5 protein-coding genes are annotated in these 24,244 nt (G+C 39.8%); all 5 read right to left on the minus strand.

What is annotated here, in order from left to right; translation table 11 throughout:
• Positions 1–16: 16 nt before the first annotated feature.
• A complete protein-coding gene (locus C900_RS07495) occupies positions 17–7,810 on the minus strand; it encodes a hybrid non-ribosomal peptide synthetase/type I polyketide synthase (protein WP_040496076.1) in 7,794 nt (2,597 codons plus the stop codon).
• Positions 7,811–7,851: 41 nt separating this feature from the next.
• Entirely contained in the window at positions 7,852–13,413 is a 5,562-nt protein-coding gene (locus tag C900_RS28205) for a type I polyketide synthase (RefSeq protein ID WP_009579120.1), read from the minus strand.
• Between the two features lie 78 nt (positions 13,414–13,491).
• Positions 13,492–16,434, minus strand: a complete 2,943-nt coding sequence (locus tag C900_RS07505; RefSeq protein WP_009579121.1) for a type I polyketide synthase — start codon at positions 16,432–16,434, stop codon at positions 13,492–13,494.
• An 11-nt stretch (positions 16,435–16,445) separates the two neighbouring features.
• Positions 16,446–20,984: a type I polyketide synthase gene (locus C900_RS07510; protein ID WP_009579122.1), complete on the minus strand. Its 4,539-nt coding sequence runs from the start codon at positions 20,982–20,984 to the stop codon at positions 16,446–16,448.
• A complete protein-coding gene (locus C900_RS07515) occupies positions 20,981–24,169 on the minus strand; it encodes a non-ribosomal peptide synthetase (protein WP_009579123.1) in 3,189 nt (1,062 codons plus the stop codon). Before C900_RS07515 ends, C900_RS07510 begins: the two co-directional genes overlap by 4 nt.
• Positions 24,170–24,244 lie beyond the last annotated feature (75 nt).

Below are 24,244 nucleotides of genomic sequence, written 5' to 3' on the forward strand. Positions count from 1 at the left end.
AAGATCAAATGATTATCTAATCCAGATTCCTGATCAAACCTTCCATTTCAGAGACTTCAGAATCCAGTTCGCTAAAGAGCTCTTGTTTTTTACCATTACGCTTATTAATGTGCTTTACCAAGGATGAAATGGATGTATATCTGAACAGCTCCATTACAGTGATGTCCAGATCGGTTTGTTTATCTATTTGTGATTTTAATTGTATTATTTTTCTTGAATTTCCTCCCAATTCGAAAAAATTCTTATTTACACTGATAATTTCCCTGTTCAACCCTAAAACTTCACCCCAGGCATCCACTAAGATGCTCTCTATTTCACTTGATGGTGGCGAGTAATCATCTTCAGTTGTGAACTCAGGGACAGGCAAGCACCCACGATCAATCTTCCCGTTAGCATTCAGTGGCCATTGATCCACACGTACATAAAAAGTGGGCAGCATATAATCTGGTAGTAATTCAGACAAGTAATGACGCAATGTTTGAGGTGTTGATTCCTCATTTTTGGATATATAGTAGGCAGTCAGGTACACTTCGTCATTGCTTTTTGTTACCATAACCAAGGCATCTTCCACTTCGGAATTTGCCATCATAAGGTTTTCTATTTCTCCCAGTTCTATCCTGTACCCTCTGATCTTTACCTGATCGTCTTTTCTCCCAAGGAACTCAATATTTCCATCGGGCAGACGTCTTGCCAAATCGCCTGTTTTATAGATCCTACTTCCTTCCCTGTATGGGTTTTCAATAAATTTTTGCCTTGTCAGCACATCATTATTCAGGTAGCGACTGGCTAATCCCACCCCCGAAATACATAGTTCCCCTGTAACACCTATTGGCTGCAAATTGTGGGCCTCATCCATAATATAGATCTGCTTGTTGGCAATCGGCTTACCTATAATGTATTGCGTTTGTCCACTGCCTGGCGCTACCTCTGCGTAAGTAGAGACAATAGAATCCTCAGTAGGCCCGTACAGATTGTATATCTTAAATGGCATTTTCTTTTTAGGAAAGTATGTAAGCCTGTCCCCTCCAATGGCCATACCACCAAGCAAACAGTGTGACCCATGCCATTCCTGCCTTAGCAAATACTCGGCAATAGCGGGCACCTGAAATGTGACTTCTATGGCATTGGCAAGTAACCAGTTATACATAGCCGCAGGATCCAACCTTACCTCGGAAGGTGCGATGTACAATGTAGCACCATGTAAAATGCACGGCCATACTTCCAGGGCAGCCGCATCAAAACTGACATTAGCTACCTGACTCATTTTTGTGTTTGCTTTTACCTCAAACAGTTCTTTATAAAAGATAGCCGTATTCAATACACCAGAATGTGGAATTTCCACTCCTTTGGGCAAGCCAGTAGAACCCGAAGTATAAATGATATACAAAGTATCCTCATTGGCATTTTTCCTATCCGGGTTGTCATAGACCGTTTTAGGATTGTCCCAGGAGTTAATTTCCAAAAGCTCCGTTGTGAGCTCAGTTGAAGTTTTTTCTCCTAAATTGTCTGAATCCGTAATTAGAAGCCGGGCATCACTGTCAGCCAAAATATGTCGAAGTCTCTCAGGAGGAGAGTCTATCGATAGCGGGACATAGATTCCCCCGCATTTCAAAATACCAAGAATAGATGCTACCCAGTCGATGGAAGGTGGTAGTAATAAAGCGATCTTCTGATTGACCCCATTGATCTTTTCAGCAATCTTTTTCGCAATCCAGTTAGCCCTGTTATTTAATTCTTTATAAGTAATCTCCTGCTCACCTTGCACCAGCGCCAAATTGCTGGGATAGAGGTGGACCTGTTCCTCAAATACTTCTATAAGAGATCTATCAATAGCATAACTGGCAGCAGTCTTGTTAAACTCATTCGCCAACTGGTGGTACTCATCTGCCGATAGTATAGTGATACTATTAAGTTTCTTATTGGCATCAAGTACAACTTCACTCACAATATTTTTGAAATAGGCAACAAATCTTTCAATTGTTTGCTGCTCAAAAAGATCTGTGGAGTATTCAAATTGGATATTTAACTGATTATCTGCCTCTATTGCGATAAGCGTAAGATCAAATTTTGAAATATGATTAACGTTGCCCTCAGGAGTAAGTTTAAGACCTGGGATACTTAGCTCTTCCAGTCCAAAATTTTGAAATACAAGCATTACATCAGTTAGGGGATTTCGACCGGTATCTCTTGGAATGTTCAAATCTTCCACCAAGTCCTCATATGAATAGGATTGATTATCAAAGCAGGACAATGTTCTCCTCTTCACTTCTGCTAAAAATTCTTTGAAGCTCAGTTCTCCTTTAGGGAAATTTCGTAAGGCAAGGGTATTAACAAACATGCCTAATACATCCTCGAGATCAGTATGGTTTCTACCAGCTACTCCTGTACCAATAGTAATATCTACCTGGTTGCTGAGTTTACTCAGGAATACATTGAATACAGCCAGCAGCGTCATGAACATTGTGGCCCCGAGTTGTTCTCCTACGGCTTTTAATTTTTTTGTTTCAGCTTCTTCGATTGTAAATGAAATGCTACTTCCCGCATAGCTCTTTACCTGAGGTCTTGCAAAATCTGTTGGTAGGTCCAACACACTTGCTTCTTCGGCAAACTCCTTTTTCCAGAAATCCCGCTGATCCGCCAAAAGTTTTAGTTGTGTAGCTGACTGCTGCCATTCCGAATAATCTCTATACTGAAGGCCCAGCTCAGGAAGGTCCTCTTCATCGTACAGCGCCATGAAATCTCGTATTAATATGCCCTGGGACACGCCATCGGTGATTATGTGATGGACATCAATCAACAACAAATGTTCCTTTCTCGACTGGTGTATAAGACCAACACGCAACAATGGTGGAGCACTTAAATCAAAGGGCCGGACAAAGTTCTTGATGATTTCATCCAAACCTGCCTTGGCATTAATTTCCTCAATATCAAATGATACATTTTTTATGATTTTTTGTACCGGCCTACCATCTGTTTGCTGAAACGATGTTCGCAACATTTCGTGGCGTGCTATCAATTTCCTAAAAGCGGCAGAAAGCCGTTCTTTTTTCAAGTCGCCCCGGAGACTGATGAGTTGAGGTAAATTGTAGGCTAGTGACCTTTCGTCTAGTTTATTCAGAAAATAAATTCTTCTTTGTGAAGAAGATAGTTCATAAAATTCCTTTTCCACGGCACGCTCAATAGCGTCATAACCAATAGGGGCTTCTTCGCTGACTTCTGAGCTGTGATCGACAAGATTCTTAATAGTCGGTTTTTTGAAAAAATCGGAGATAGTTAGATCCATATTGAACCTTTTATTCAATCGCCCGATAAGAGTAAGTGCTTTCAATGAATCTCCCCCGAGCTCAAAGAAATTATCATTCAGGCCAACCTTTGCATACCCTAATACTACTTCCCAAATTTTACAGAAATCACTTTCCAAAGGCGTGGCCGGTGACACATAAGGCACCGACAAATCAGGCCGAACACGCAATGAGTTGGAAAAGATTTTTTCATCCTGGGGATGCCCATCGACATTCTGAGCCTCAATGATGTTTCTTATCTGTGCGGGATCATTCCTGGATATGATCACCTGAGGAGCATACTCATTCAACAGTCTGTCAAATATTTTTCTTCCTTCCTCATCTGTAATACCATCCTTTAAGAATTGCAGATGTGCCCTGCTATTTTCCTGCTCTTCTTTGGTAACCGCACCTATTTCATCCTCTGTCAACTTGAAAATGTCCCAATTTACCGCTATGGTTCGAATGCTACTTATCGATTTAAGGTAGGCTGCGAAGCCATCAAGGAAAAGGTTAGCTCCAGAATAAGTAGTGAAATGCTTAAGAGGAACAATAGCACTCAATGAGGAGTGAAACATAAAAAAGTCCAGTTTCTTGCTTTTAATGCTATTGTACAGTGAGATGGTCCCATGTACCTTGGGTTGAAGAATGGCATTCATTGAATCGTAAGTAGCCGTGTCTAAGGGAGTATAATGATAAAAGCCAGCCCCGTGAATTACGCCATTTATTGGACCAAGTTCCTTCTCTATTCTTTTGACACAGCTTCGCATGTTTACCTCGTCTGCCAGGTCTACCTGATATACATTAACTTCAGCCCCTGATGCCTCCAGTTCTACCAGCTTAATGACCTTATTGTGTATATCCCTACATTTTTCTGGTAGCACCTTGGCCTCACCCATACCCAATTCTACCGGGTATATCTCTTGTGAAAGCAGCAGATCCAGTGAACAATCCCTCCAATTTTTCCAGCTTTCTTTTCCTGGAAAAACAGATCGTGTCAGCAAAGCAAGTTTTATGTTATTATGTTTTCGAAGATATTCTGAAAATTTGAACCCAAAAATCCCCAAACCACCGGTTATCATATAAACACCCTTGTCCCTGACCTGTATACTTTTTATATTCCGGGTACGGGGAGGTCGTTGTATAAGTATCTGCTCCCACCGAATATTATTTCTATAAGCAATTATATTTTTTTTATTATCAGCAAAAACCTCTTTTACTATTTGTCCCGTGATTCGATCCAAATGAGCGATATTATCAGCAGTAAACTCCAAATCCACTAGCTTACATAATATATTGGGGTATTCAGCAGGTATGACTTTAAAAGTACTTATAGCTAATGAGTGGAAAGGATTTATTTGTTCATTTCCTGTGATTTCATACGCACTGTTAGTCAAAGTCAAAAGCTTAAGTTCCTTCTCTGCTGAGACCCTGGAATGAGCTCTTACTAAATGAATATTGCTATAAAAGCATTGAAATACTCTACCGTTTATATCTAGATCAGTAGTCACCTCGAAAGGATTGCTATCTAGCGACAGACCATTAACTACTATGTCAAAGTGTTTACCTCGATCATGCTCGTTCTTGAACACTTTAATAAAGTGGTCTTCGTTGGTGATGTCTATAGTATATTCACCTTTTTCTTGAGAATACTTATCTGACTTGTATACTACAACTACTTCGTGGCCTGCCTGGCTAAGCCTGCGGATAAAACAGTCCTCAAACTGTTCATTATCCAATAGTACAAGCCACTTAGCCTGTATGGTATTGATATCTTCCACCAGTTCTATTGACGACTTTTGCCAGGATATCTCATAGAACCAATCGTCCACATTTTTGGAATAAGTTTTACCATGCCGGGGGGATGAATACGTGCCGTTCAAATTAATGTCAATTTTATTGGCATTAGCTTTAGGCCAGTATCTTTCCCTTTGAAAGGGGTAAAGTGGTAGCTTGATTTTGGAGGGAGTATGGTCTCCATATAACTCACTGAAATCAACCGCAACACCGCTTTTCCATACTTCCCCGAGTACCTCCAGGAATTTCTGTTGATCATTAATTACTTCCTTAGGTTTGCGCACCGTATCTATTACCACATGGTCCGGACTGTACTGATTATGTTTTTTTACAAAGGTGGACAGTACACTGCCAGGTCCTATTTCAATAAAAATGTTAAAGGATTTGTTGATCAATGTAGTTATACCCGACTCGAAGTTCACACATTGCCTTAGGTGCTTACCATAATACTCAGGATCCATAGCTTGGGCCGCTGTAATCCAGACTCCTGTAAGATTAGATATATAGGGAATTGCAGGAGCGCTCAATTTGGCTTTCCTTACCTCACCTACAAACTCTTCTACCATAGGAGTCACAAGATCTGAATGAAATGCATGTGAGGTCCTTAATCTTGAAAAGTGAATCTTATTTTGTTCGAGTTCTATACATAAATCATCTATGTCTTCAGTTTTCCCAGAGAGGGTGACCAATTCAGAACTATTGAGACAGGCCACTGATATCTCCTCTCTTAGAAATGGCTTAATGGCATCGGGGCTTACCATTACACTTATCATGCTTCCGCGTTCCATTGACTGCATTAGCCTTCCTCTTACTTCTACCAATTTAAGGGCATTTTCCAGGTCAAACACTCCTGAAATAGTTGCGGCTACGTATTCCCCTATGCTGTGACCAATAAGGGCTGTTGGTTTTATCCCAAATGATATGAAGAGCTTTGCAAGGGCATACTCCACTGCAAATATGGCTAACTGGGTATAATATGTTTCATCGATAGATTCTTCACCCTCACCTGAATCAAATATCAGCTTGTAAATATCTATATTAAAGGATTTTACAACTGCGTTGCATCGGTCAAACTCAGCTTTGAATACTCTGTAGGATCCATATAGATTCCGGCACATCCCACGATACTGTGCCCCCTGTCCGGGAAACATAAATACTGTATGTGGAATGGTTTTTAAACGGGATATTTCTCCGTAGCTATGGTTCAATTTTTTAACCAGATCACTTCTTGAATCAAAATGAATGCCCATTCTATACTCAAGGAATTTACGAGTGGTTTGGGCAGAGAAGGCAAGATCTTTTAAATCGATCTTCTCATTTGCTGCCAGGCGTAGGTATCTAGAAATCAGTTCTTCAAGAGCGTTTTGAGACCGAGCAGACAATAAAAGTACATTTTTCTGATCCATTCCGGTGCTAGTGTGTTTGGTATTGGGGATATATTCTTCCAATATCAGATGAGCATTTGTGCCTCCAATACCGAAAGAGCTAACCGCCGCTCTTCTGGCCCTATGCTGCGTATCCCATTCCTTCAGCTCACTCACAACATAGAATGGGCTGCTTTCAAAGTCGATCTTTGAACTGGGACTTTCATAGTTAATGCTCGGTGGGATCTGTTTGTTCTCCAGAGCCAGCACCGTCTTAATAAAGCTGGCTACTCCAGCTGCCGCCACCAAATGTCCTATGTTTGATTTTACCGAACCAATTCCACAAAACTGTCTTTTGCTGGTATCAAAACATCGTTTAAGCGCTTCTATCTCTATGGGATCCCCCAAAGAAGTCCCCGTGCCGTGAGCCTCGACATATTCAATGGTCTCGGGGTTAACCTCAGCAAACTGCTGTGCCATCTTTATAACATTGGCCTGACCAACAACACTGGGGGATGTATAGGTGGTTTTAATTTTTCCATCATTATTTATCGCTGATCCCTTGATAATCGCATGTATATGATCACCGTCTCGGACAGCCGTTTGTAGTCTCTTTAAGGCTACCACACCTACCCCATCGCCCCATATAGTACCATTTGCTTTTTGATCAAAAGGCCTACAGCGACCATCAGGGCTTATTATAAAGCCCTCCATATACTCAAATCCAGTTTTTGGAGGTAGTACAAAGGATACACCTCCTGCTAATGCCATGTCGCACTCTCCTGATATAAGCGCATTGCCTGCCAAATGTATAGCCACTAATGACGTGGAGCATAGGGTATTCAAGGTAAAGCTTGGCCCCGTCAATCCAAGATTGTATGATATTCTGGTGGTAAGCATATCTTTGCTACTAATCAAATCTGTAGCAAAGTCCATTCTACCACCCGATGAACGTAATATATCCTGCCACTGTCTGCTACTGAAGCCTCCAGCATAAAGGCCTATTTGCCCTCGATACTTCTCGGGATAATAACCCGCACTCTCCAATGCATGCCATACGCACTCATGAAAAACACGTATCTGTGGATCCATCTTCATTGCTTCTTCTGCTGTATACCCAAAAAAATGAGCATCGAACATATCAGTATCTTCCATGTATCCCTTCGCCTTGACGTAATTTGGGTCTTTCAAAGATTCCTCTTCTACATCATGCTCTCTCAATTCATCGTCACTAAAAAATCTGATGCTCTCCTTGCCCTCTATTAGGTTCTCCCAAAATTCATCCAGATTTTTAGCTCCGGGAAATCTTCCCGACATACCTACCACAGCTATTTCGAATCCAGTTTCGTCTTGTATTATTTTCTCCATTTCGCAAGAATTATAACTTTATTTGATTAGCAGGCGCTATTTTAGTCACTGGTTAAGAGTCGCCTTTGCAATAACTTTCGACCCTCATTAACCTGATCAGTACGATCAATTATTTCTTCTTTCTTTTCATCTTCCCCTAGTTCCTGAGCAATGAAATTGGCCAGCGCTTTTATATTGGGATTTTCAAAGATCACTGCTACAGGAAGTTCAATTTGGAACCCTTCCTCTATTCCAATCTTTATCTCAGCCACATCCAGAGAGGAAATACCTAGCTCGAAGAAGTTGTCATTAACCCCTACCTTGTCTATTCTTAAGTAATTTTGAAAAAATTCACATAATTTTTCCTGTCTGTCATTTATGGGTGCTTCGTATAATTCAGACAGCTCAGGCCTACCTGTAAATGGCTGGTCATTATCGGATTTATTGGACTTAAAGTAAGAATATGCATCCGTATCCTCACCACTTTCTAGAATAGCTCTCAAATCGTTGTTAGAAACTACAACTTGTGAGTAATCAGAGCTACCTGTAAGTAAGTAGTTGGAAAGAATCGTATCAAATATTTTAGTGCCTTCTTCACTTTTAATTCCTTCTTCGAGAAGCGCATCCTTACTATCTTCCCTCTTTTGGTCATACAGCTTTCCTATTCCTCCACCCCCTTTAACCGTATCGCTATACACTTTTTTCAAAATGTACTCCTCAATGGAAATGATAAGTTCTCCAAATTCATCAACAAGGTTGACATTGAATGAGATAGTTTCTTTCAGTCCCTGCAGATTACCATTCTGCTTTACATAGCTGTACAATTTTTGTGGTATCGCCTTATACACCTTCATGTTTTTAAAAGAGAAAGGTAAATATTCGTTCTGTCCGATCTTCCATGCTGCGAAATAGTTAAAAGCAATATCGAGCATTGCCGGGTGATAATTATAATCTGTAAAGTCATCGCTATACTCGTCAGGCATCTCTATCGCAGCTACTCCCTCCTCCTCGCCCAGGTGGATCGATTTTAGACAGGTCCATCTCTTTCCCAATTCCAGGAAAGAGGTATCTTTATTCAATTCGTTTTTAGCATTATCAATAGTTTGTGCATTACAGCGTTGAAGTATCTGAGCTATATTAACCGTATCACGTTTCTCAAGCCCTAAGGCCTCTAAAGTACCTTTAGCACAAAGCCCGTCTTTCTCTGAGTTATATTTTTGCCTAATAGAAAAATGATAGACGCCCGATTCTTCCTTAAGAACTGTGTACAGTGACTTCTCTGTATTTTCATCAACCACGAATGGTGTATATAAATTTAAGTTGTGTATTTTAAATTGTTTAGTTGCAAATTCATTAGAGGCAATAAAACCCAACATCTCCACATAAGTAGCACCTGGTAATACCGGTTGATTTAATATTCTGTGTTCGTCTATCATCCAGTGAAGCTGGGGGCTAAGATGAGACAGATACACTCTCTTTTGCTCCATATTGGCCTGCCCTACAAAAAGAGGATGCTCCAATAAATCTCCAGGTTCAACCCTGATATCATCCTCTCTGTTGAGCTCCTTCATGGCTTTGGTTGCCATCCCTACTTCCTGCCAGATATCCCAGTTAAAACAAATGACATTCCTTTTGCCCTGAGCATTTTTATAGTGTGTATATGCATCAAGAAATGAGTTAGAGGCTGTGTAACTCATCTGGCCAAACGTGCCGGTGATACTACTAATTGACGAACAAAGTACCATAAAATCGAGATTATTGTTACCTTGTTGCAATAATTCATCTAGTATAAGTGTACCAAAAACCTTTGAATTCATGGTATCGTAAATAAGGTTTGGTTCCAGTGTTGGAATAATGTTTCCCCCCGCTACACCTGCACAATGTAAAACACCATTGACAGGACCAAACTTTGCCTGTACCTGGTTTACACAAGACTCCATGCTACTTTTGTCAGCCACGTCAGCTTTTACCAACATCACCTCAGCGCCATTACTTTCTATTTCCTGAATTCTTCTGATTCTATCGGCAATGTTGCCTCCCGATTTCACTAGTTTATCCCATTTGTTTCTGTCAGGAAATTCACTTCTGCCAGTAAGCGCAAGTTTTACTTTGGCTGTTTTGGATAAATAAGTTGCAAGTTCCACTCCTATACCTCCCAATCCTCCAGTGACCAAGTAAACTCCATTATCCTTTATGATATTTTGAAGTTCAAGCTCATATTTAAAGGGCATACTCTCGAAGGTTCTGGTAAAAAGCTTGTCGTTTCTTAATGCCAATATTTTATCGTTGCTGTTATGGGTAATCATTGCATTTATAGCATCATTAGCCAAAACCGGTCTTTCCAGATGCTTTAAGTCCAGATCCAATCCCCACAGGTCGATGTTTTTATACTCTAACGGCACCGTGGTGATGGCACCCAGTACAGTGGCATTAAGTGGGTTCAGTATATCTTTGTAGCTTATATGGTGAATATTATTGGTGAAGATTTTAATATTTACTTTGTTTTTTGGGAAAATAGCACTAATCGTCTGCACAATAAATAGGATACTTATCAGTCCTTTAGCCTGAAATTCTCTGGACTTACTCGAATGAATATCTAATTCACTATCAAAATTCAATGACCAAAAGTGCAGAATATTGATCTCCTTATCATTGATACCTGCCTTCAACTCGTTGAAAAGTTGCTTATAGTCATGTTTGTTTTCATGGTTAATCACATATCCGTTCTTGAGGCGTTTATACTCATCACCATTGTTTACAATTAGGGCGTATTTAGATAGTTCTTTGGTTTGCGTTAAGATATGCTGTGAAACAAGATCGCCATCCTCAGCAAAAACTATCCAAGACTTACTATTGGTATCAAGTGTTTGCGGTTCTAATGCTGTCTCTACCCAAGTAGGTCTGTATAATCTCCTGTTATAGAGCATCTCGGAATCCTTGTATTTTACCGTTCCATCTGCCGCTCCCTGAGCTATTTGATAAACATTTCCTTTCACCCAATGCTTTTTCCGCTCAAAGGGATATACGGGCACAGATACCTTTCTACGCGCACTATTGTCGAAAACTTTGTTCCAGTTTACAGCTAATCCTTTTTGCCAGATTTTTCCAAGAACGTTGTAGAAAACTTCTGTATCAGATACTTTTTCCTGGGGATGCCTAATGGTATTGTAAATTGCATAGTTTCTGGATTCGGATGAAAATCGTTTCACGAATGAAGAAAGCACATTTCCCGGACCTACTTCAATGAAAATGGAATTTCCCTTATCAGGAAGGTTTTCGATATTATCTTTAAACAGGACAGTATTTCGAAGATGTGCTGACCAATAAGATGGCTTTTTAATTTCCTCACCTTGTATGGGTTTCCCTGTCAGGTTAGACATATAGCCTATCTGTGGCTCATTAATATCTACCTCCTTGAACATTTGTTCGAATTTATCAATAGCAGGATCCATCATATGAGAATGGAAAGCGTGAGATGTATGAAGTTTTCTACCCTCAACACCTTGCCGTTTCAGTGTTGTATCCAGTTCGTCTATGGCTTTATCTTCACCTGAAACAACAGTAATTCCAGTAGAGTTAATTGCCGCTATACTGATATCCCGAGATAGTATTGGTTTTAAATCCTCCGGCTCCATCATTATGGCCATCATACTGCCCTTTGGTAAAGACTGTATGAGTTCTCCACGTTTGATGACGAGCTTCATCGCATCTTGCAGGCTTAGTACTCCACTAATACAAGCCGCAGTATATTCTCCTATGCTATGCCCGATCATGTAGTCAGGTTTTATTCCAGCTTCCATGAGTACCCTGGCCAGTGCAAATTCAAATGAAAATATCAATGGTTGTACATTTTTAGTTTCATTGATTGTGCTTCCTTCTTCACGCAAATCACCAAAAACTATTTCTCGTAGGTCTTCATTTGTTATTTGCGCGTAAATTTCGAAGCACTGATCCAATGCTCTTCGGAATGGTTTGCATTGCTCATACAGCCCTCTGCCCATATTGACATATTGGGCACCTTGTCCCGGAAATAAAAAAATTGTCCTGATGTCCTCAGTCTTCTTAGCTGAAGATGGCGTTGCAACCTTCAATTTTTTCAATACCTCGTCCTCAGAATTACCAAGAATAACATGTCTATAACTAAGATCCCTTCTACCTGTTTGAAGGGTATAAGCTATATCAGACAAACTACCTGGGTATCCTTCCAAATATCTTTGAAGATTTGCCTTCAATGCGTTAAAGGAATATTCACTTTTTGCGGAAAATGGAATGAGGTACAGTCCATCATTGTTAACCTCTACCTGATCTTGAGAAATGTATTCTTCTAACAGTACGTGAGCATTTGTACCCCCTACACCATAGCTACTTACTCCCGCCCTTCTGGGATAGCTCTGGTTCTCTTCCCAATCAACCAACTGTGTATTCACTACAAATGGGGTTTCTTCGAATTTTATTTTTGGATTCGGCTTATTATAATTAACACTGGGAGGTATTTGTTTATTTTTTATAGCCAGAGTGGCTTTAATGACGTTACCGATACCTGCCGCATTATCCATATGTCCAACGTTTGGCTTTAATGACCCTATGCGGCAATACCCTCTTTTATTAGTATTAAAAGCTCGTGTAAGCGCCTCTATTTCTATCGGATCTCCTATAGCTGTGCCCGTGCCATGTGTTTCTATGTAGGTAATTGTTTCAGGGTTCACACCCGCTTTTTCATAAGCATGTGTTATAACCTTCTTTTGGCCGCTAACGCTTGGAGCAGTAAAACCAGCTTTTTCAAGTCCATCATTGTTTACTGCCGACCCTTTTACTATGGCGTAAATATTATCACCATCTGCAATTGCCTTCCTGGCATTCTTAACAACTACCAACCCTGCTCCATCGCTAAAAACCGTACCATTTGCATTTTCATCAAAAGCGCGACAGACCCCATCTTTGGAATGAATAGATCCTTCCTGATAAATATATCCAGCTTTATTGGGCAGGTTAATGCTCGCCCCTCCTGCTATAGCCATATCACACTCTCCATTGATGATCCCCTGACATGCCAAATGAAAGGCTACCAATGAAGTAGAACATTGGGTTTCAACTGTAAAGCTAGGTCCAGTGAGGTTTAGTTTATACGAAATTCTCGTACTGACATGATCCTTTTCACTATATATCGCAACAGAAAGTGTTTCATTGTTAGTAATTTTTCCGCTAGCTATCATTTTTAGCTGCCAATACAGATTGTTAGTAACACCAGTATATACTCCTATATTTCCATTGTATTTTTCAGGCACATATCCGGCATCTTCCAAAGCATGCCAGGAAAGCTCGGTTAATAACCTTATCTGAGGGTCCAAGATTTCAGCTTCTCTGCCAGTATAATCAAAGAATTCTCCATCAAAATATTCTATATCGCTAAGTGTACCTTTTGCTCTAATATAATTAGGATGCTGAAGGTCTTGTTTGTTGACTTCGTTTTCGATAAGGTCTTCATCAGAAAAGCGCTTAATCGAAATAACTCCCTGCTTCAGGTTATCCCAAAATTGATCCAGATTATCAGCACCGGGAAATTTTCCTGCCATGCCGATAATGGCAATGTCTGTATCCTTAATATTTTGCTTAGTGGTTTCCAAAGTTTTAATTCTTTTTGATGATGTTAAAAACTAATTAGAGGTGATACCCAAAACATGAAATCGTTTTGAAATATGAAATCATAAATCCACATTTTGTGGTGTTAACTCATTTTGTATTCCAAAAAGGTAAGCTGCATATGATTTGATTGTTGGATGTTCAAACATGATTGTGATTTCCAATTCAACACCGATGTGCATTTTAATAAGCCGGTTTGCGTTAATCGCATCCAGTGATGTAATCCCTGATTCAAATAGATTTTTTTCAGGATTTATATCAGTTTCATTTATCACTTGCCCCCAAATTTTACACAACTGTTCTTCTATTTCTCTTTTAGTGAAATTTCCTCTTATGGCATCCTTTCTATCGTCACTGTCAGTGTAAAAGCTGTTAATGGCACTTACACCCAGATGCTCCTTTTCTACCCAAAGGAATTTTCTATCAAATTGATAGGTTGGGATAGATGTTCTTTTACCCTTGTTGCAATGCTCCAACTGGTTAAATTGAACAGCAAGTCCTTTTTTCCAGAGTTCTGTCAGCACTTCATTCAGTTTGGACAGGTCAGAAACACGATCATGTTTATTTCTGATAACACTAATAGCCATCTGACTTGACAGTTTTAGCTTATTCCTGTTGATCCAGGAGCTGATAACCATAGATGGGCTCAATTCTAAGAATACTGTATTTTCATATTTTAGGAGTTCGTTGATCCCAAGATCAAACCGGATGGGATTCAACATTAAATCCATCCAGTACCCTATATTCTTTACCGCTAGAGCATCTACTTTTTCCCCGGTAATACATGAAATGTATGGAATCTCAGGCTCGTTAATACAGATAGTGCTAAACAGTTCGGCAAAACCATCAATCTCAATCTTTGACGCATTAAATACCTGTGTATTTGGCACTGCCACACTACGTATTTTCATTGCATCAAGCTCCTCTTTAAACTCCTGAATATTACTCTGATCACCTGACACTATCGTACTGAATTCAGAATTACAAGCAGCTACGGAGAGTCCATTGCCATTAAGATATGGAGTAATCCCGGCTAAATTACTTTGAATACTCAATAGTGCTGGAGCAAAGTGGGCACTATTAACCTTTTTACGTTCTAGAAGAATCTTGTATGCATCTTTCAGTGATATCACACCACTTAAGGTAGCAGCAACATATTCTCCTACACCATGTCCGATCATAAAAAAAGGTTGTTGCCCCAATCGCATAAATAACTTTGCCAAAGCATACTCAAAACAAAAAAGAATGATCTCCTTGTTTTCCTCAAAATATTGCTGATTTTCCAGTTGTGGCGATTTATACATCTGCTGGATTATATCTAGCTCTAAAATTGATTGCAACTCTTGGAAAATTTCTCTGAAAGATTTCACCCCAAGATATAGATCCAATCCCATATTTGGATATTCAGCACCTATACCTCCGAAAGCGAATATTACCTTTTGCCTGGCCTTTACCTGTGAAAAATTTTTCTTTTCTATTAATTGCGTAAGCTTCTTCTCCAAATCTTCTTTGCCAGAAAAACAGATAGCTACTCTTTTATCAAACCACGCTCTTCCAAAGTTTTGTGTGTAAGCCAGATCAGCCAGGCTACAGCTACTTTCAGTGAGAAAAGTCTTAACTTTTGCCAGGTACTTTTCTAATGATTTATCTGTTTTAGCAGAAAAAAGCATAAGTTGCTTATCTTCTTCATCGGTAGTTGACACCTCAGGTAAAGGTGCCTCCTCCAGAATAACGTGGGCATTAGTACCTCCAATACCAAACGAATTGACCCCAGCTCTTAGCACACTTTCAACCTTCCATGTTCTCAGACCATTGTTTATTGAAAAGCAAGTATTTGTAATATCTATTTTATCATTCAGTTCGCTAAAATGCAGGGTTTCCGGTATCTGTTTATGCTTCAGCGCCATTATTACCTTTAGCAGGCTTGCCACTCCGGCAGCGACATCCAAATGGCCGATGTTGCTTTTGACTGACCCAAGGTGAATAGATTGATTTTTGTTAAAGACAGTTTTTAGCGCCTCAATCTCAATAGGATCTCCTATTGGAGTACCTGTTCCGTGAGTTTCTATATAACTTATGCTTTCAGGCGAAATTTTAGAGACTTTATATGCTTGTTTTATCACATCAGCTTGGCCAGTTGCACTTGGAGCGGTAAAGCCCACTTTTGAGTTTCCATCATTATTGATGGCAGATCCTAATATAACCGCATGAATATTATCTCCATCCTCAATTGCATGTGACAATCGTTTGAGCAAAACCACACCTCCACCATCGCTAAACACTGTTCCATTGGCCTTATTATCAAAAGGTCGACAATGACCATCCGGGGAATTGATCATACCGTTTTCGTACATATACCCTGATTTGGTAGGCAGGGTTACCGTCACACCCCCGGCTAACGCCATATCGCATTCTCGTGTGAGGAGCGCCCTACAAGCCATATGGATTGCGACCAAAGAAGTAGAACAGGCTGTATTAATCGTCACACTCGGTCCATTTAAATTTAGCTGGTAAGATGCCCTTGTACACAAGTAGTCTTTATCGTTAAGTAGGGCAGCACTAAAATGATCCAAATCAGAGGATGTCCCCATACTGGTGAGTAACTGCCACATCAAGCTGGAGGAGGCCCCGGCATAGATACCGATACTCCCCTGACATTTTTGGATATTATAACCAGCATCTTCAAAAGCCTCCCAAATACACTCCTGAAATACTCTGCTCTGAGGAGACAATTGTGATGCTTCCTTTTTATTGTAACCAAAGAATTGGGGATCAAAATACTGGATATTCTTAAGATACCCTTTCGCCCTCACATAATTTCTTTTTGAGTATAGTTTTTCTGGCACATTGAGAGCCAACTCTTCTTCTGTAAAACGAGCTATGGTTTCCTTACCCTGAAGAAGGTTCTGCCAGTATTCTGTAATATCTTCAGCTCCGGGAAATCTTCCCGCCATGCCTATAATGGCTATTTCCAGACCTGTTCTTGAAGAATTTGAATTTTTCATTTTTTTGAATTCTATTTGAAAAGGCTCAATGAATTTTGAAAGTCTTCATTATCGGGTATAACTTCACTTTCTTTCCTTTCCTCATTTTCCTCATGCCCTAGATTACGAGACAAAGTATCCACTGTTGGATACGTGAATAAGGTAGTGACACTAACACTTTTGTTAAGCTTTACACCTAACCGGTAACTTAGCTGTACCAAGTCTAATGAGGACAACCCCAATTCAAAAAAATTGTCATAAATACCAATATCATCATATTTTAAATACTTACGCAGTTCTTCAATAATGGTCTCCTCCACAATAGTTCTTGGAGGCTGATACTCAGTATTGATCTCTGGTTTCTTGTAGTATCGATTGTCTGACGATGAATGTTCCAAAAGCCTCTCCAGCAATAGATCTTTATTGTTTTCGAGTATATAGTTCATAAAGTCCACTTCCTTCCTCACATCTTTCCTGCTAATGATTACGCGATGAATATCCAGGTTAAGTACCTTTTCGATCACCCGTAATCCCTCTTGTGGTGATAACCCATCATCAATTCTGTCCTGCAATTCTTTCCCTAATCCAATACCATGCTTCACCTCTAATGAGTCTATTGTCATACCTATTTCGTACCAGTCATTCCAGTTGATGGTCTTTATGTTAAATCTCTCTCTGAGTTCATTATCTGCAGCCAGTGTGTCAAGGTATTCGTTGGCCGCGTTGTAAGCTGACTGCCCATATTTGTAGGCATAAAGAGTGTTTCCATTAGAAGAGAATAACAAAGTAAAATCCGGTGTCAACTTATATTCGGCCATTACCTGTACCAGACACTGCGTTCCCTCTACTTTAGGCTCCATTACTTCCCTGTAAGAATTAAAGCTTCTCCGCTGTACCACCCCTCCGTAATCTATCACTCCCGCAGTGTGAAAAATGCCATTGACCCCACCTCTTTCAGAAATTACCTGACCAAATATTTCTTTTATCGCCCGCTTGTCAGAGATATTCGCACTATAGGAAGTTATTGTACCAGAACTTTTTTTACTGATTTCTACCAATTCTTTGATCCTCCTGTGATATTTTGAGGCAATGTTATCACCAAATTGATCAGTAGCCCAATCAAAAGAACTTAAGAACTCGGAGCGCCCTATAATCACCACATGCGCACCATAATTCTCCAAAAGATGCCGTGCTATCGAACTTGCCATACCTCCTACACCTCCTGTAATAACATACGTGCCCCCTTGTTTTAATTTTTGGGAGTTATGAGGTGGCTCAATTTTCCGATATACCGGAGTCCACCGTAGACCGTTTCTGTAGGCAACTACACCATTTACAGGGGTTGCGGAAACCTCTGCTTTGAACTGATCTTGATGGTCAGTGAAGTTTTTATCAAAATCGATGTTCACACATCTCATTTCCTTCTGCTCTATTTCAACCACTTTAAGTACTCCGACCAGCGATGAAGAAATCTGATTAACTGTACGTTCGTTAAGGACATTATACTGACCATGAGTGATCACATAGAGATTTTTCTTATCATACCCTTCCAGGGAAGCAAGGGATTGTACCAGCAAAATAAAAGATTCCAGTTCGGAATATAAAGCGGTATCTGCTTGGTCTGTTGTGTACTTACTGCAGCTAAAAATAATTTTCAGTTCCTTCGCACCCGTACCTTCTACTTTTTTCAGTGCCTTTTGATAATCACCCTTTCTTTTAGAGTCGACAGATACTTTTAGTTGACCTTCTTTATAAAATTCTGTCATCTCTACTATGATCAAAAGTCCATTCCCTTGTCTCAGGGTTGTAATAAGCTTTTTGTCTTTTTTTATGTCGAAGCTAAATATCACGCATGGCTTGATACCGTCAGAATTCTCAGTTTTGGCAAGTATGGACTGTTCCCATAATGGAGCATAGTACTGTATTTCCTCTTCCTGCTCACTAGTTTTAAATATTCCACTCTCGGAAATATTTTCAAAATTGATCCGATGAACAGGGATTTTATTTTTCTCAAATGGATAAGTAGGTAATGACACTTTTGTTATCAACTGCCTGGACAAGCATACATTCCAGTGAATTTCGCTTCCTGTTTCCCATAATACACCCAGCTTTTGAAGCAGATAGTCAAAGTCATTAACATTTTCATTCGGATGTCGGATAAAGCCAAGAGTATTAATATTAGTGTGACCAGCTTTAGCAAATATCTGTAATGTCAGACCCGGGCCTATCTCAAGAAACAGCGTGGCTCCTTCATCAACAGCAGAGTTTATACACTCTTTAAAAAGAACTGTATTTACAATTTGACTACTCCAATAGGAAGGACGAGAAATATCATCAAAGCCTATTGCCCTCCCTGTGACGTTGGAAACATAGCAAAGTTCAGGTTCATTAATTTCTACTTCGGCAAATACTTCTTCAAACGCTTCCATTATGGGTAGCATCATGGAAGAATGGAAAGCGTGGGAAGTTTTCAACTCCGTATAGCTATGCTGGTTCTCCTCCAGCTTCTGTTTAAATTTCTCTATAGCAGAAAACGACCCGGAAATTACTAAATGATTGTCAGAATTTTCCGCTGCCAAAGACAGATCTGTAGTAAGCATTGATAGTAGTTTGCCTTTCTCCATCTTCAGGGAAAGCATAGCACCCCCTTCAACGGAGTTCATCAGTTGAGCGCGTTTAGAAACTATTTTCAATGTATCTTCAAGGCTAAATATACCTGCAATACATGCTGCTGCATATTCCCCTACACTGTGTCCAATAACAATATCTGGCTTCAGACCACACCTTATAAGGAGTTGTGCCAAACAATACTCTACAGCCACCAGTATTGGTTGAGTATATAGCGTATTGTTTATTAAAAAATTATCGACATCGTTATCATTAAAAACTATGGATTTGACATCTTCATCATAAAATCTATTTAAAATACTGAAACAGTTTTCCAAGTCAGTTCGATAGTACTCATTTGACAGGTACAACTGCCGCGTCATGTTGACATACTGGCTTCCCTGACCAGAAAACATAAAAGCCACCTTACCACCAGATTTCTCAGCTATACCATATGTTACATTTTGATCCAGTTTGTCCGCGAGAGTCTCTAAAGAATCAGCCTGTATAGCTAGTCTATATTTAAAATGACATCTACCAACCCTCATGGTATGGGCTATATTATTGAAATCCTCAGAACGTACGGGTCCTGTTTTAAGGTAAGTAGCAAAATTGTTTTTCAACTCATCCAACTGGCTCTTGTAACGGGCAGTTAATAAAAAAATATCACCCGTAATAGCCTTCTTCTTACTAGATAAAGGGGCTTCTTCCAGCACCACATGTAAGTTGGTACCTCCCATTCCAAAGGAACTAACTGCAGCTCTTCTCCTCAACCCATCACTTTCCCATGGCAAGGGCTCACTATTTATAAAAAAGGGACTGTTTTCAAGATCAAACTTTGAATTTGCAGTTTTAAAATGAAGGGTTGGAGGAATTTGTTTATTTTTTAATACAAGCACAGTTTTTATTAAACCCGCTATACCGGCTGCCGTATCTAAATGGCCAATATTTGTTTTCACAGCTCCTATAGCGCAATAGTTTCTCTTTTGCGTATTAAAAGCTATTTTTAACGCATCTATTTCTACAGGATCACCTACCTGTGTACCTGTTCCGTGTGCTTCTACATAGCCGATGCTCTCTGCATCGATCTCGGCCATTTGATAAGCATTTTTTATCACTTCTATTTGGCCCTTGCGTGAAGGTGCCGTATATCCCAGCTTGTTAGCTCCATCGTTATTCATAGAAGACGCGAGGATAACGGCATCTATTCTGTCACCATCCTTTATGGCATCGTCCAGTCGTTTGAGCACTACCAGGCCTGCGCCATTTCCCGTAACTGTACCATTGGCCTCTGCATCAAATGCCCTGCAGTGTCCATCCGGAGAATTAATAAATCCTTCCTTATACACATATCCTTCCTCATCATGATATGTAATTGAAACACCACCAGCTATTGCTATGTCACATTTACCGGTAAGTAATCCTTGTGTGGCCACATCTACAGCCGACAGAGATGTGGAACAAGCGGTGTCAATGGTAAAGCTCGGTCCTCTGAGGTTGAGTTTGTGCGAAATCCTGGTACTAATGAAATCCTTGTCAGAGTACAGGAGGTTGGACCAAAGGTCATGATTGCCATTACCGTTTCTGAGAAATGGATTCATGTATGAGGTGGGATTTGTTGATGCCCCTACATAATTACCAATGAGACCATTATACTCAAAAGGATTATAGCCGGCATCTTCTAGCGCCTCCCAGGTACATTCGTGTAGTATCCGAATCTGTGGGTCCATGAATTCAGCTTCATTTGGGGAATAGCCAAAGAAATCGAAATCAAAACATTCGTTGTATTCCAGAATTCCCTTGGCTTTAATACGACCCTTTTCATTGTTTACATGGTCTATGGTAATACACTCCTTACCAGTCATTAAATTCTTCCAGAATTCCTTTACGTTCGGAGACTTTGGAAATCTACATGCCATGCCAATGACGGCAATTTCCAACCCATTATATTCTCGCTGACTCATCGATTTCTTTTGATTATTGACAGTCTGTTTTTCGCTGCTGATACTCTGTCACCTGATACATCGTCTGCTTCTTGCTCAGTTATGTTTTCTTTCTCTACCAGGCTTCGAATATGCCTACTTAGCAGATTGATAGACGGATATGAAAAATATGTGGAAATGGGCAAATCAAGATTAAAGTGATCGTTAATTCGATTATTAATTTTCATCAAACCCAATGAATCCCCTCCAAGTTCAAAAAAACTTCTGTTTATATCTAATTCTACGGGGTCGAGTACTTCATTCCAAATTTTTACCAAATCGCTCTCATACCTTGAAAAATTCTTTAATGACAGTATATTATTGGGCCTGGATTTGATATAAACCTTTTCAAGAGCTACAGCATCTATCTTGCCGTTGCTGGTAAGCGGAAATTTCTCAAGAAAGTGAACGGTCTGGGGTATCATGTACGGAGGTAATATTTTTCTCAACCGTTCCTTTGTTTCACCTTCTGTTAACTCCTCTTCTTTTCTTACGATAATGAACACGACTAGCCTTTTAGGAGAACCGGTTGTGATCACCTCTGACTGTATTACTTCAGACATATCGTTAATCACGGATCTTATATGACCCAGTTCAACCCTAATGCCGTTGATCTTTACCTGATTATCTTTTCTTCCCTGATATAGCACAGTACCATCTTCTTGCCATATACCGTAGTCTCCCGTTTTATATAAAATTTGGCCGGGATAATAAGGATCTGAAATAAATTTTCTTGCAGTCAGTTCAGGGTCATTGACGTATCCTCGAGCCACCCCCAGGCCACCAATGCAAATCTCTCCTGTACGCCCAATCGGTGTAAGCTTGTTATTGGCATTCAGGATTAAACAGTAGCTATTGGTTATGGGCTTACCTAAATTCACTCTTTGCCGGTCGCATTTCGAAAAAAGGCAATCTACGGTGGTTTCAGTAGGCCCATAGTTGTTGTATAGATTATAACCTTTCAAAAGAAGCTCGTCTTTAATAGCTTCAGATAAGGCCTCCCCTCCTGATATTACTGTTTGAAGCGATTCGACCTTTTCCCTGTTACCCAATATTTCGTAAAGTACTGATGGAACATAGTTAATAAGACTGATCCTTTGCTCCAACATGTACTTATAGCACTCCTTGGCATCAGCAGCAATTTCCTGTGAAGGTAGGTGGATCTCTGCGCCAGCAATTAAGCCTCCAAAAATATCTTCCATACTGGGATCGAAAGTATAATCAGTAAGTTGAAGTATTTTGGTTTGCTGACCCACCTGAAATTCATCAATAAACCAGTGAATAGTGTTTTGCAGACTGCGATGTTCTATAGCAACAGCTTTGGGCATACCCGTAGAACCCGAAGTTAGCAGCACATAGGCTATATCTGCCTTATGACTCGGATAATTTTTCCATTTGAGGTCATTTTCTATCTCTGAAGTATCGGTATCAATAAATTGCTTATGGTCAAACGAAGGATGATGGTAAAAATTCTCACCAAATTTCTCTTCTATGAGAAGTTTAGATACAGAACAGTTATCCAGTACTTCACTTAATTTTACCAAAGGTTCCGCAACTTTTAGTGGCAGAAATGCTCCTCCAACTTTTAAAATTGCCAGCAAAGATATGATCCTTTCCACGGAATGTGATGCATATACTCCAATGGTCTCGCCTGGCATCACACCTCTTTGCTTAAGCTTATATGCGAGTTTGTTAGCTCGTTTATGTAATTGCCGGTAGGACACAGTAGCGTCTCCAAAAACGAGAGCCGTACTTTCCGAAGACAATAATACCTTTTTATCAAATAACTCCACTATTGATGATGAAGGCAGTATTGCCTCATTTATGGGACTATTAAATAAATGGAATATCTTATGTTTTTCACCTTCTGTTACTGCAGTGTACTCTGTAATGGTTTGATCGGTATCCTGCATTATAAAATCCAATGCTCCTTTAAACGAGGAAATCAAAAACCGGACATTTTCGTACTTAAACTTAGCAGATTGGTATTTTACATTGACCGATATTTGCTCATCTATTCTGATAGAGACGTCTAAGGGATAGCTGGATGACTCCTTTACTTCTGCATAAATTGCCTTTAAAGGATCTCTATAGAGTGTATCATTATTAAACGGATAGTTTTCGATGACCAATATTGAATCAAAAATTTCCGTATCAGGCTCTATTTTCGCGAATTTTTTAATCTGGCCAATGGTACAAAGCTCAAAATCAGCCCGTGCGGAAATGTGGCTTTGAATCTGCTTTAGCGCTTCTTTTACTGAAAGTTTGTTCTTAGACCCTGACCGGAGCCGAAATGGTAACGTATTAACAAAGTTACCAATAACACGTTCCATACCCCTCATATCGGACGGCCTTCCGGCAACTACAGAGCCAAAAACAATGTCATCAGTGCTCTGATAATCCTGAATAGCAATACCCCATCCAAGATGAAGTATGGTAGCCAGGCTCACTCTTTGTTCTTTGGCTGTGGCTTGCAGGAGATCGATAAATTCACTATTAAATGAAACCTCATATTCATGAAAAAGTAATTTGTCATGGTCATAGTTCTCAGCCAGATTACTCTTTTCAACATCTTTCAGATAATCTGCCCAAAACTGCTCTGCGGAGGTTAGATCAATAGATTCATTTAAATTCAAAACACATTTTTTGTAGTGGGCTTTTTCGATAGTAGCGTCCTTTTGCTGGTAATGATCGATGAATTCGTTGATCAAAATAGACGTACTCCAGCCATCTTGTACAATGTGATGGCTGTCAATCTCGATGAGACTTTTGTTTGCATTGATTTGGTGAAGTGTAACCTTAAATACCTCATCCTCAATATTCAGATTACTTTTACAATGGTCCTTGGTATAGCATTCAAAACCCTGAAATCGAATACTTTCTCTTTTGACTATATTAATTCTCTCTTTGGCATCCTTCAAAATGACAGCTACAGGTCTGTTCAGCTTCCTCCAGCGGATGATAGCTCGCAAAATTTCATTTACCTCCAGAATTCTTTCCCAGGCGTTGTTAAATTTTTCTTCTTCAAGAAGAAAGTCATATCCGATCAATATCTTGATGGAATAAATCCCAGCATTGGGGTTTTTGATTGTTTCGAACAAAATACCCTGCTGACCTTTCGTCAATGGATAAATATCAAATATATTTTTCTTATCGAGTTGTTTCATAGCAGAGAGCTACTTTTAAAATAAAATGGGCAGCCCTTTTTTAATAAAATTCTTATCATTTCAACTAAAATCCCG

The organism is Fulvivirga imtechensis AK7 (assembly GCF_000331535.1).
Lineage (GTDB): Bacteria > Bacteroidota > Bacteroidia > Cytophagales > Cyclobacteriaceae > Fulvivirga > Fulvivirga imtechensis.